The organism is Arthrobacter sp. Y3225209 (assembly GCF_059090685.1).
In genome coordinates this window covers 26,720-38,274 of the sequence record NZ_JBNHFW010000032.1, presented here as the reverse complement: position 1 = coordinate 38,274, position 11,555 = coordinate 26,720, and the positions used below count along the sequence as shown (strand labels likewise).

The window sequence follows — 11,555 nt, the reverse complement described above, 5'->3', positions numbered from 1 at the left end:
GCGCGTCCATCCGCTGCGGAAATCCGGCGCCGGGCCATCGGGTTAACCCAGCAGCGCCGTGACCGGCGCGCCCAGCCGCAGGCTCCCTACCGGCTGTCCGCCGCCCAGGACAGGCTGGACGATTTTGTCCAGCACCTTCTCTACTGCCAGCGGGTCCACGGCACCGCTGGCTGCCAGCAGGGTCAGGCCCACCAGCGACGCGGCCCGGGTGTTGCCGTCCAGGATCTTCAGTGCCACGGACGCGCCCGTCCCGGTGCCCAGCACCAGGACTCCTTCGGCTCCGTTCTTGGCAATGATCCCGAGATCTTCCATCACAACGGAGTTCTCCCGGCCGTGGCCGTGGACGGCCCAGGGGTAGTCAAGCATGGCGGTGGCCACGGTTGCCGCGCGGGCGTTGCCGTGCTTTCCCGAGGGCGCCTTGGCGAGCCGGCCGATACCGCGTGCCAGTCCGGTGAGGGACACCGCCGCCAGCGGGGCGCCGCAGCCGTCCACGGCCCAGTGCTGGATGCTTTCGCCGGTGAATTCCTCGATCACCTCGGCTATCCGGCGCTGCAGCGGGTGCTCCGGGTCCAGATAGGTGGCATGATCCCAGTTGTTTTCGGTGCAGGCCCAAAGGAACGCGGCGTGCTTGCCTGAACAGTTGAAGGCCACCCGCTGCGGGCCCTTGCCCTCACGGATCAGTTCGTTGCGCGCCTCGGTGTCCTGCGGCCAGTCTTCCGGGCACTGCAGGTGCCCCTCGGTGACACCCGCGGCGGAGAGCATGCCCCGCACCACGTCCATGTGCTCGCGCGAACCGACATGGCTCGCGGCGGCCAGTGCCACCTGCGGGCCGCGCAGCGGCACCCCTGACTGCATGGCGGCAACCGCCTGGAACGGCTTGAGGGTGGAGCGCGGGAAGATGGGCGCGGTGATGTCGCCGAGTTCCGTGACCACGGTGCCGTCTGCGGCCATCACAACGGCAGAGCCGATGTGGCGGGATTCTATGAAGCCGTTGCGTTCGAGCACGGCCAGTTCAACGGCATCGGATGCGGTAAAAGTTGCGGGCATGTCATTCAGTCTAAAGGGCGGCGGACCGCGGGGGACGAACCGGCGATGGCGGCCCCGGCACCGCCGTCGATCTGCCGCCCCCCGCTGGCCTGCGGCGCCCTGCTGCCTGGCCCGGCGTCCGCAGTTCCACTATCGGGCTACCGGCCGGTTACCTGCAATGCTGTGCTGCCGTGCGGGTACTGTTCGGCCCAAAACACCTGTAAATACGGCACACCTTCTCCGGAACCGGGCAGGGCCCAGGTAACCGGGCCGGTCCCGCGCCACCGCGTCATGTAAGCGGTGATGCTTTCAGGCCCTCCCGGCCAGCAAGTACCCTGAACTACTGTGAAGGTACTCGTTGTTGGCCCAGGCGGCCGCGAACACGCCCTTGTCCGAGCACTCCTGGCCGATCCCTATGTCCGGGAGGTCCACGCGGCCCCCGGTAACGCAGGGATTGCAGAGCTGGTTCCCGTGCACCCCGTCGACGCAGGCTCGCCGGAAGCGGTGACCGAACTTGCCACCTCGCTCGGGTCCGACCTGGTGGTGATCGGTCCGGAAGCCCCGCTCGCCGCAGGCGTGGCGGACGCCCTGCGGGAGGCCGGCATTGCCGTGTTCGGTCCGTCCAGGGCTGCCGCCCGGCTGGAGGCCTCCAAGGCATTCGCCAAACAGGTCATGGCCGCAGCCAACGTCCCCACAGCCATGGCACGCGTGGCAAAAACACCGGAGGAAGCGGCTGACGCCCTGGATACCTTCGGCGCCCCGTACGTGGTCAAGGATGACGGGCTGGCCGCAGGCAAAGGCGTGGTGGTCACCGATGACCGGGACCAGGCGCTGGATCATGCCCGGGCCTGCTTCGATGCAGGCGGCAGTGTGGTTATCGAAGAGTTTTTGGACGGCCCGGAGGTCTCCCTCTTTGTGATTTCGGACGGCCGCCATGCGGTGCCGCTGGCCCCTGCCCAGGACTTCAAACGGATTTACGACGGCGACGCCGGCCCCAACACGGGCGGCATGGGCGCCTACTCGCCGCTGGACTGGGCGCCGGCAGGTCTGGTGGAAGACGTTGTCCGCCGCGTAGCGCAGCCGACCATCGACGAAATGGCCTCGCGGGGCACCCCGTTTGTTGGGGTGCTGTACTGCGGACTGGCACTGACTACCCGGGGCATGCGCGTTATCGAGTTCAACGCGCGGTTCGGTGACCCCGAGACGCAGGCAGTGCTGGCCCGGCTCAAAACCCCGCTCGGCGGGCTGCTGATGGCCGCTGCGAAGGGCGAACTGGATGCCATGGAACAGCTGAAGTGGGATCCGCGCCCTGCCGTCGCCGTAGTGGTGGCGGCGGAAAACTATCCCGACACGCCCCGCACCGGTGACAGGGTCCGCGGGCTGAAGAAGGCCGGCCGCCTGGACGGTGTGCATGTGCTGCACGCAGGCACCCGGTTGGAAAAGGACAAGGTCCGCAGCGCCGGCGGCCGGGTACTCGCCGTCGTCGGACTGGGGGAGGACCTGGTCCAGGCCAGGGACCGTGCGTATGCCGGTGTGGACCTGATCAGCCTGGAAGGCTCACAGCACCGCACCGACATTGCCCTGCAGGCCGCACGCGGAGAAGTCCGGGTGCCCCAGGGCAGCGCAGGTACCGGCCTGGCGGGCGAACCGAGTGAAAAGGACCTGGCATGAGCGGCATCGGCACGGCACCGGAACTGCCCGGGTGGCGGCACGTTTACTCGGGCAAGGTCCGGGACCTGTACGTGCCGGCGGGGGACGACGGCGCCGGCAACCGGGTGCTGGTTGTCGCCAGCGACCGGATCAGCGCCTATGACCACGTGCTATCCAGCATCATCCCGGACAAGGGCCGGATCCTCACGCAGCTCAGCCTCTGGTGGTTTGATCAGCTGGGGGAAATCCCCAACCACGTCATTTCCGCCCGGGAGGGCATCCCGGCCGCGGTGGCCGGGCGGGCCATGATCTGCAAAAAGCTGGAGATGTATCCGGTGGAGTGCATTGCCCGCGGTTACCTCACCGGATCCGGTCTGGCGGAATACCGGTCCTCGCAGACGGTCTGCTCCCTGCCGCTGCCCGCCGGGCTGGTGGACGGTTCCCGGATTGAGCCGGCCATCTTCACCCCCTCGGCCAAGGCTGAACAGGGCGAGCACGACGAGAACATCACCTACGAAGCCGTCGAACAGACCGTAGGCGCAGACACCGCCGAACAGCTGCGCACGCTGACCCTGGATATCTATACCCGCGCCGAGGCCATTGCCCGGCAGCGCGGCATTATCCTGGCGGATACCAAGGTGGAGTTCGGGCTGGATCCGGAAACCGGGGATGTCACGCTGGGGGATGAGGTGCTGACCCCTGATTCCTCGCGCTTCTGGGATGCGGCCCTGTACTCACCGGGCAGGGCTCAGCCGTCCTTTGACAAGCAGTACGTGCGCGACTGGCTCACGTCCCCGGCCTCGGGCTGGGACAAGGCCTCCGACGCGCCGCCGCCTGCGCTGCCCGACGACGTCGTGCACCGCACCCGTGAGCGCTACGTGGAAGCCTATGAGCGGCTTACCGGACAGGCGTTTGTCTAACACCGGCTGAGGCGGGAAACGACGAAAGGGGTGCTGCGGCGGTAAAGCCGCGGCACCCCTTTCTTTTGTTTTTGTCCTGCGAATCTCTTTGTCGGCGGGTCACTTTGTCTTGCGGAGTTAAACGCAAAAGGCTCCGGCCAGATTTCTCTGACCGGAGCCTTGCTGGTCGGGGTGACAGGATTTGAACCTGCGACCTCGTCGTCCCGAACGACGCGCGCTACCAAGCTGCGCCACACCCCGTAACCATTGTTTCCCGAGTGTTTGACCACCTCGCGAAGCAACTTTACAAGGATACTAGAGAAACCCCGATTCCGCGAAACCGGCCCCAGCGGCGGTTACGTCACAGTCGTTTTCCCGCTGCCTGGCGTCCCGAAACCGGGCGCCGGGCGGGTGCTGCCGGAGTCAGGAATCCCGGGCTGCGAGGGTCAGCAGGACAGCTTCCGGCCGGCAGGCGAACCGGACCGGGGCGAACCGGGAAGTACCGATGCCGGCCGACACGTTCAGCGGGATGCGCCGTCCGCCGTGCGCCCAGGACGTTAGGCCGCGCGCCTGCCACGTGGGCAGGTCACAGTTGCTGACCAACGCTCCGTACCCGGGAATGCACACCTGGCCGCCGTGCGTGTGGCCTGCCAGGATAATCTCCGCGCCGCCGTCGGTGAACTGGTTGAGTACCCGCTGATACGGTGCGTGCGCAACTCCGATCCGAACCTCGGGAGCGGAGGAATCCGTTCCGGCCGGGAGGTCGTCAAAGCCGGGGTATTCGTCACGCGACAGGTGCGGATCATCCACGCCGGAAAAGTTCAGCCGCAGCCCGCCCAGCTCCATCAGGGCCGTGGTGTTGGTCAGGTCCTGCCAGCCGGCATCACGAAAGGCCGTAAACAGCAGGTTCCACGGCAGCTCCCGGGGGGTGTGCTTGTGCTTGGACGGGCCGGTGAAATACGTGAACGGGTTCTTCAGCACCGGTGCGTAGTAATCATTGGACCCGGGAACAAACACACCCTGGAACCGCATCAGCGGCTTCAGCGCCTCCAGCACCGGCGGGACGGCATGCGGGTGGCTGAGGTTGTCCCCGGTGTTTACCACCAGATCGGGTTCAAGATCTGCCAGGCTCTGCAGCCACCGGACCTTGCGCTCCTGGCCGGGAACGAAGTGGATGTCGGAGAGGTGCAGGATCCGTAACGGACTGCTTCCTGCAGGAAGCACCCGGACGGTTTCTTCCCGCAGGCCGAACAGATTGCGCTCGATCAGGGATCCGTAGGCAAGCGCGGCTGCGCCCGCCCCGGCTACGCCGCCGGCCAGCCAGGCCGACTTCCGTGCAGCGGAGGCAAGTGCTGAATCAGCCACTAACCGTTCCCTCCGCCGTTGTTGGCGCCGCCTTCACCGCCGCCGTTGTTTCCGGCATCCCCACCGGGGGCGCCGCCCGCGTTGTTTCCGGCATCTCCGGCGGGAGCTCCGCCTCCGTTGTTGCCCTCGCTGCCGCTGTTACCGGGCTTATCATCCTTGTCCGCGGCCGGTTTCTCCGGCGGAGTAGCCCGGGGCGGCGGCGCGGTATTACCGATGATGCTGGGCGGCGGTGCGGTGAACGCGTTGGCCTCGTACTGGCCGGCGATGCGCTGGACGTAGTTCTTCCATGAGGGCCCCGCAATGAGTGAACCGTCAATTTCCGGGTAAACCCGGCCACCGATCAGCTTGTCCGACATGGTGGTGTTGTTGGCCTTCCAGTTGCCGATCCAGGAGGCGGTCGCCATGCCGGTGCTGTAGCCCATGAACCAGGTCTGGGAACGGTAGTCATTGGTTCCGGTCTTGCCTGCAGTGGGCACACCGACCTGCAGGTTCAGGCCGGAGCCGTTGGTCATTACGCGCTGGGTCGCCATGTTGACGCCCTGGGCAACTTCCTTCTTCATCACCTGTTCGCAGGACTGCTGCGGCACCGGGTACTCCGTGCCGTCGGCGCCGGTCACGGATTCAAGCGCGATGGGCTCGCACTTCAGGCCCTCTGCGGCGAAAGTGGCGAAACCGGTGGCCATGGACAGCGGAGAGGCATCGCCGCCGCCGCCGAAGGTCGACGGCGGGTCGATGGAGAGCATTTGCCGCTCGCCGTCGGCGCTCTTGCCGTTGTGGATGCCGGCAGCGAAGGCCAGCTTCTGGAAGGAGCACAGATCCAGCTGGTTGATCTCAGCCAGGGTAATCGTGTTGTAGGACTGGGCCAGGCCGTCCAGAACCGTTGTGGTCTTGTAGTTGGTGTCGCCGTAGTTGATCGGCGTCCACGGCTCCAGCGCCACATACCGGCCGCCCGGCAGGCAGCTGGCGTTCCACGTGTGCCCGGCAGGGTAGGTCCGCTTGGAGCCGTTCAGTGTGGTGTTCAGCGTTTTGCCGGCGTCGAGCCAGGCCGCGACCGTGAACGGCTTGTAGGTGGAGCCAGGCTGGAAGCCGCCCAGCCCGTTGAGGTACTTGTTCGGGTCGCCGTTCTGGTTCACGTCCACGTTGAAGTTCTGGACCGAGTTGCCTGCGGCAATTTCCGGTGTGTAGCGGGTGTTCTGGGCCATCACGAGGATCTTGCCGGTGCCCGGCTCCACGCTGACCATGGAGTGGCCGATCTCAGCGTCGGTAGTGTCCGGGTTGGCCGTCTCGTTGATTGCCGTCTGCGCGGCGTTCTGGAACGTCGGGTTCAGAGTGGTCTTGATGCTCAGTCCGCCGCGGTAGAGCAGCTTGGTACGGTCTTCGTCGGTGGCGCCGAAGTTTTCATCGTTCAGGATCAGATGTGTGATGTAGTCGCAGAAGTACGGTGCCTGTTCGGCGCCGACGCAGTTGCTGGGCACGGGGGTGATCTGCAGGCCCAGGTCGGTGGCCACCGCGGCGTCGTAGTCCTCCTGCGTGATGCGGCCCTTGTCCAGCATGGCCGCCAGCACCAGGTTGCGGCGTTCCAGGGCGCGTTCCGGGTTCAGCTCCGGGCTGTAGAAGGTGGGTCCGTTGACCACGCCGGCCAGCAGTGCCGACTGGGCGATATTCAGGTCCTTGGCATCCACGTTGAAGAAGTAGCGCGCTGCTGCCTGGACGCCGTACGTTGTGCCGCTGAACGGGACAATGTTGAAGTAGCCCTCAAGGATTTCCTCCTTGCTGAGCTCCTTTTCCACCGCAATGGCAAGCTTCATTTCGCGCAGCTTGTCACCGACCGTTTTACCGCCGCTGAAAACAACTTCCTCGTCGTTCTGCAGGTTGGTGTCGATGATGACGTTGTTCACGTACTGCTGGGTGATGGTGGAAGCACCGCGGGTGCTGTCACTGGTGGCGTTGGAGACCAGGGCGCCCATGATGCCCTGCAGGTCCACGCCGCCGTGCTCGTAGAAGCGGTCATCCTCGATGGCCAGCATCGCGTCCACCATGTTGGGCGAAACCTCTTCGAGGGTCACCGGCTGGCGGTTTTCCTCATACAGGGTGGCGATCAGCGAACCGTCATTCGCGTAGATCTTCGACGGGGTGGCCAGTGCGCCCCGCTCCAGTTCCGAGGGAAGCTGGTCGAAGAACTGGATGGAGCCGGAAGCGGCGGTGCCGGTTGCTGCGGCCGCCGGAACCAGGAGACCGGCTGCCAGAACTCCGCAAAGAGCACTGATGCCGAAGAACGCGACGAGCTTTCCGAGAGTGGTCGCCGTGTCGAAGAACGGTGATTTGCGTGCTGCCATGCGTGACAGTCTACAAGCACGTTACCCTTTCCCTTATGACCAAATGGGAATACTTCATTACACCACTTCCACTTCACACACCCGGGCAGGTGCTGAATATGCACGGCGATGAGGGATGGGAACTGGTCCAGATCGCTCCGGCGCCCAACGGGACCGGCTCCGTGGCCTACATGAAACGCGAAAAAACGTCGTGAGCGCGACTGCCGGGGCAGTTTCGGCCGTTGAGATCCGGCTGCGGGAGCTGGGCCTGACCCTGCCCGCCGTCGCGGCTCCGGTGGCTGCCTACGTCCCTGCGGTCATCACGGGGAACCTGGTGCACACCTCGGGCCAGCTCCCGTTCGTGGACGGTGCGCTGCCGGCCACGGGCAAAGTCGGAGCGTCCGTGGATCCCGCGGACGCCGCCTCTTACGCCGCCATCTGCGCCATCAACGCCCTGGCCGCGGTGAAGTCACAAATAGGTGATCTTGATCGCATCAGCCGGGTGGTGAAACTGGTGGGCTTTGTTGCGTCGGATCCCTCCTTCACCGGACAGCCTGCCGTAATCAATGGTGCCTCGGAACTGCTTGGGAAGGTATTCGGAGAGGCCGGAAGCCATGCCCGCTCCGCCGTCGGCGTTGCCGTCCTGCCGCTGGATGCGCCCGTCGAAGTAGAAATGATCGTGGAATTTGCCTAGCTCCACCGTCCGGCTTTTTCCCGTTGCCCCGGACCAGCGGGTAGCCGCGCAAAGCTGGTTCGAACGCCCTGACCGGACGCCCCGCAAACCGCGGCTGGCGTCCTCAGTGGTGCTGTTGCGGGACTCTCCGCGCGGGACGGAAACCTATCTTGCCTACCGCCGCGGTGAGTCGCCGCTGGGCAAGGTCGCTTTCCCGGGCGGAAGCGTTGAGGAGAACGACGACGCGCAGGGAACCTGGTACGGCCCGGCACCGTCGGCCTGGGCCAAGTCGATGGGGATCAGCGATGCCCGCCTGGCCCGCCGGCACGTTGTGGCCGCCATTCGGGAGCTTTTCGAAGAGACCGGCATCCTGCTCGCCGGTCCGGATGAATCAACGCTGCTGGAAAGCAACCGCGCGCCCGAGTGGATGGCGGCGCGCACAGCCATTGCCGCCCAGGATGCGTCCTTCCTCGAAATGCTGGGCAAGCGGGGCCTTGGCCTGCGGACTGACCTGCTGCGGCCGCTGTCCAACTGGCACAGCCCGGATTTCGCCCTTCGGCGTTTTGATACCCGTTATTTCGCCGCGGTCCAGCCGCTGGGCCAGGACGCCACACTGCTTGAGGGCAAAGGCGTCTGGGCAGCCTGGAAACCTGCCGGAGACGTCATTGCGGCGCGGGACACCCCGGAGCTGGGCGACGAAATCGGACGCCCGGACACCCAGGGACTGACCCTGGGGGAGCTGGTGGTGCCGCCGGTGGAGATCACCTTGGAGAAGCTTGCCTCGGCGCGCGGCTGCATTGCCTACCTCTCCAGCCGCCGGCCGGCAACGGTGTACCGGCCCGAGCTGGTGGACATCGACGGCGAGCCGCGCCTGGCGGTCAGCCCGGGCGGTGCGGCCGAAGGGTCGTCCCAGCACGGACGCTGAGGTTGCCCGCCGCCCGGAAATGACGGTGACACAAACAACAACGGCGCCGGATCCCCCAGGGGAGCCGGCGCCGTCGTCGTGTGCTGTTATTACTGACAGTTAGCGGGAACGCTGCCGCAGCCGCTGTACATCCAGGATCACCACGGCACGGGCTTCCAGGCGCAGCCAGCCGCGCTGGACAAACTCTGCAAGGGCCTTGTTGACCGTTTCACGCGAAGCGCCGACCAGCTGGGCCAGCTCTTCCTGGGTGAGCTCGTGTGCCACAAGGATGCCATCGGTGGCGGGACGGCCGAAGCGGTCCGCCAGATCCAGCAGAGCCTTCGCAACGCGGCCGGGAACGTCGGAGAAGACGAGGTCCGCCAGCGACTCGTTGGTGCGGCGCAGGCGGCGGGCCAGTGCCTGCAGCAGCTGCACGGAAACCTCGGGGCGGGTTTCAATCAGAGCGCGGAGGTTCTCGTGCCGCAGGCCGGCAAGACGGGTTTCAGAGACCGCGGTGGCCGTGGCGTTGCGGGGCGAGGGATCAAAGAGTGCCATCTCGCCGAACAGTTCACCCGGACCCAGGATGGCCAGCAGGTTCTCACGGCCGTCCGGGGCGGACCGCCCCAGCTTGATCTTGCCGGAGACGATGAAATACAGCTGGTCGCCCTGGTCGCCTTCCCGGAAAACGGAGGCCCCGCGTGAGAGGTCGACCTCAGTGAGCTCTTCGGTCAGAGCGGCGAAGACGTCGTCTCCCAGAGAGGCGAACAACGGCGCGCGGCGCAGTACCTCGATATCCATGAAATCTCCTGTAAATAGTGTTCTCTACCTATTATCTTGCCGCACGTCACTCCCTTGTGACACCTAAAGCACGTTTGTTCGCCGATGGATGAGAAAAAGAGCCTCAGCACGCGTATGGCGGGTGGAGGCGGATAGCGGGTTCTTCAGGTTGTCCGGATAAACTCGTCAACACCGAGCGGCCTACCCTCCGCCGGGACGCCTCGACTGAACTTTTGGAGCTCTTTGTGCTCGGATTGACACTTCTGGACATCATTCTGCTCCTTGTCCTGCTCTTTTACCTGCTGGCCGGTCTGCGTAACGGACTGGTAGTGACCCTCGGCGGAATCGTGGGATTTGTTGCGGGCGCAGTGGCGGCGTTTTTCGCCATCCCCCTTGTCGCGGGCTGGGTGCCCGACAACGGCTGGCGGCTGACCGTGGTGATTGCCACGGCGGTGGTCCTGGTGCTGGTGGGGCATGCCGCAGGCGCGGCGCTGGGCGGCATGATCCGGCGCTGGCTGAATTTCCCGCCGCTGCGCTTCCTGGACCGCCTGCTTGGCGGTGCGGTGAACCTGGTGGTCGCGGCCCTGGTGATGGCAATGCTGGCGTTCAGCGTGACCACGCTGGGTGTGCCCTTCCTATCGCAGCAGATCGCCGCGTCCAGGGTACTGGGCACCATTGACGACGCCACACCGGAACAGGTGAAGGCCTGGAGTGCACAGATCCGCTCCTTCACGGTCTCCGAGGGGCTGCCGACCATCCTGGACAGTGCGGCTCCCCAATCGGTGGTCCCGCCCAGCGCAGAAGTGGATTCCCCGGCTTTGCGGACGGCGTCCGCCTCGGTACTGAAGATCACCGGCACGGCGTACCAGTGCGGGCAGAACCAGACGGGGTCCGGTTTCGTGGTGGCCGATGACAGGGTGGTTACCAACGCCCACGTGGTGGCCGGCGTGAATGAACCCGTGGTGGAAGTGCCGGACGGAAGCGTGCTTCCCGGCCGGGTAGTGTATTTCGATTCGGCCCGGGATCTGGCGGTTCTTGCCGTGGACAACCTGGATGCCGCGGCGCTGCCGGTGGGCGAGGAGCTGGCCGCGGGCGCCACGGCGGCCTTTGCCGGGTATCCGGCCGGCGGCCCCTTCCGGCTGCAGGCCGCCAGTGTTGAGGGACTCTCCGACGTCGCCGTGCGGGACATCTATGGAACCGCGCCCGAGGTGCTGGAGGTCTATACCCTGGCCGCGAACGTGCAGCAGGGCAACTCCGGCGGGCCGCTGCTGGACATCGACGGGCGCATAGCCGGCGTGATCTTTGCCAAGACCACGGGGGACCAGCCCATCGGCTACGCCCTCTCACTGGCTGAAGCAGGCCCCGTTATCGAGGCTGCTCCCGGTTACAGCGAGCCTGTCTCCGCGGGCCAGTGCACCAGCAAATAGCCGGTTAGCTGAGCCAGTCCAGGGTCTGCCCCTGTGGCAGCGGGCCGCAGCCGGATCCTAGGCTTTGGCCGCGGAGAGGGTTTCAATCAGGTAGTCCACGCCCATCCGGTAGCCGCTGATCCCTGCACCGCAGATAACCACGCGGGCCACCGCCGAGACGAACGAGTGGTGCCGGAACTCCTCGCGCCGGTGGATGTTGCTCAGGTGTACTTCCACTACGGGCAGCTCCACACCGGACAGGGCATCGGCGATGGCCACGGACGTGTGGCTGTACCCGGCCGGGTTGATGACAATGCCGTCAGCAGTGCCCCGGGCGCTGTGGATCGCGTCGATCAGGTCGCCTTCGTGGTTGGACTGCACGCAGTCCACTGTCCAGCCGTGGGCTGAGGCGGCGGCCAGCGCCGCCGCCTCGACGTCCTCCAGCGTGTCGCTGCCGTAGATGGCCGGCTCACGGGTGCCCAGCAGGTTCAGGTTGGGTCCGTTGACGATCAGGAGGTTGCGGGTCTGCGCTGTAGTCAT

General features: G+C 65.9%; 11 protein-coding genes and 1 tRNA gene. 6 read left to right on the top strand and 6 right to left on the bottom strand.

Annotated features, from left to right (window positions below; all coding sequences use genetic code 11):
* Positions 1–42: 42 nt before the first annotated feature.
* The gene (locus AC5RVB_RS14830; protein ID WP_227902554.1) at positions 43–1,047 is read right to left on the bottom strand and encodes an asparaginase; all 1,005 of its coding nucleotides are present in this window, start codon (positions 1,045–1,047) and stop codon (positions 43–45) included.
* A 324-nt stretch (positions 1,048–1,371) separates the two neighbouring features.
* Between AC5RVB_RS14830 and purD the strand changes: the two genes are divergently transcribed.
* On the top strand, positions 1,372–2,697 hold the full coding sequence (gene purD, locus AC5RVB_RS14825; protein WP_227902553.1) for a phosphoribosylamine--glycine ligase: 1,326 nt from the start codon (positions 1,372–1,374) through the stop codon (positions 2,695–2,697).
* Entirely contained in the window at positions 2,694–3,596 is a 903-nt protein-coding gene (locus AC5RVB_RS14820; protein ID WP_227928559.1) for a phosphoribosylaminoimidazolesuccinocarboxamide synthase, read from the top strand. Before purD ends, AC5RVB_RS14820 begins: the two co-directional genes overlap by 4 nt.
* A 163-nt stretch (positions 3,597–3,759) precedes the next feature.
* Here AC5RVB_RS14820 and AC5RVB_RS14815 read toward each other — a convergent pair.
* The 3 genes from AC5RVB_RS14815 to AC5RVB_RS14805 all read right to left on the bottom strand — a co-directional run bounded on the left by AC5RVB_RS14815 (position 3,760) and on the right by AC5RVB_RS14805 (position 7,276).
* Positions 3,760–3,836: transfer RNA gene (locus tag AC5RVB_RS14815), tRNA-Pro, on the bottom strand.
* A 162-nt stretch (positions 3,837–3,998) separates the two neighbouring features.
* Positions 3,999–4,940: a metallophosphoesterase gene (locus AC5RVB_RS14810; protein WP_494143034.1), complete on the bottom strand. Its 942-nt coding sequence runs from the start codon at positions 4,938–4,940 to the stop codon at positions 3,999–4,001.
* Complete coding sequence (locus tag AC5RVB_RS14805; RefSeq protein ID WP_494143033.1) at positions 4,940–7,276, bottom strand: transglycosylase domain-containing protein; 2,337 nt, start codon at positions 7,274–7,276, stop codon at positions 4,940–4,942. Before AC5RVB_RS14805 ends, AC5RVB_RS14810 begins: the two co-directional genes overlap by 1 nt.
* A gap of 35 nt (positions 7,277–7,311) precedes the next feature.
* Here AC5RVB_RS14805 and sp36 point away from each other — a divergent pair, with 35 nt between their 5' ends.
* Genes sp36 through AC5RVB_RS14790 form a run of 3 tightly spaced genes read left to right on the top strand, consistent with a single transcriptional unit; the run spans position 7,312 to position 8,853 of the window.
* Positions 7,312–7,470: a Sp36 family protein gene (gene sp36 / locus AC5RVB_RS14800; protein ID WP_227902544.1), complete on the top strand. Its 159-nt coding sequence runs from the start codon at positions 7,312–7,314 to the stop codon at positions 7,468–7,470.
* Positions 7,467–7,949, top strand: a complete 483-nt coding sequence (locus AC5RVB_RS14795) for a RidA family protein (RefSeq protein WP_227902541.1) — start codon at positions 7,467–7,469, stop codon at positions 7,947–7,949. The genes sp36 and AC5RVB_RS14795 overlap by 4 nt, the downstream gene beginning before the upstream one ends.
* The gene (locus AC5RVB_RS14790; protein ID WP_494143032.1) at positions 7,942–8,853 is read left to right on the top strand and encodes an NUDIX hydrolase; all 912 of its coding nucleotides are present in this window, start codon (positions 7,942–7,944) and stop codon (positions 8,851–8,853) included. The genes AC5RVB_RS14795 and AC5RVB_RS14790 overlap by 8 nt, the downstream gene beginning before the upstream one ends.
* 99 nt (positions 8,854–8,952) lie before the next feature.
* Here AC5RVB_RS14790 and AC5RVB_RS14785 read toward each other — a convergent pair whose 3' ends face one another.
* Complete coding sequence (locus AC5RVB_RS14785; protein WP_146360700.1) at positions 8,953–9,630, bottom strand: Crp/Fnr family transcriptional regulator; 678 nt, start codon at positions 9,628–9,630, stop codon at positions 8,953–8,955.
* 224 nt (positions 9,631–9,854) lie between these two features.
* On the opposite strand from AC5RVB_RS14785, the gene AC5RVB_RS14780 reads away from it, so the two are divergent.
* A complete protein-coding gene (locus tag AC5RVB_RS14780; RefSeq protein ID WP_227902538.1) occupies positions 9,855–11,036 on the top strand; it encodes a MarP family serine protease in 1,182 nt (393 codons plus the stop codon).
* A gap of 57 nt (positions 11,037–11,093) precedes the next feature.
* On the opposite strand, the gene aroQ is transcribed toward AC5RVB_RS14780, so the two are convergent.
* The gene (gene aroQ, locus AC5RVB_RS14775; protein WP_290244097.1) at positions 11,094–11,555 is read right to left on the bottom strand and encodes a type II 3-dehydroquinate dehydratase; all 462 of its coding nucleotides are present in this window, start codon (positions 11,553–11,555) and stop codon (positions 11,094–11,096) included.

What these genes read in the sequence shown, in the direction of transcription:
- AC5RVB_RS14830 (WP_227902554.1), bottom strand. Translation starts at nt 1,047, where the DNA reads ATGCCCGCAACTTTTACCGCATCCGATGCCGTTGAACTGGCCGTGCTC.
- AC5RVB_RS14820 (WP_227928559.1), top strand. Translation starts at nt 2,694, where the DNA reads ATGAGCGGCATCGGCACGGCACCGGAACTGCCCGGGTGGCGGCACGTT.
- AC5RVB_RS14805 (WP_494143033.1), bottom strand. Translation starts at nt 7,276, where the DNA reads ATGGCAGCACGCAAATCACCGTTCTTCGACACGGCGACCACTCTCGGA.
- sp36 (WP_227902544.1), top strand. Translation starts at nt 7,312, where the DNA reads ATGACCAAATGGGAATACTTCATTACACCACTTCCACTTCACACACCC.
- AC5RVB_RS14785 (WP_146360700.1), bottom strand. Translation starts at nt 9,630, where the DNA reads ATGGATATCGAGGTACTGCGCCGCGCGCCGTTGTTCGCCTCTCTGGGA.
- aroQ (WP_290244097.1), bottom strand. Translation starts at nt 11,555, where the DNA reads ATGACTACAGCGCAGACCCGCAACCTCCTGATCGTCAACGGACCCAAC.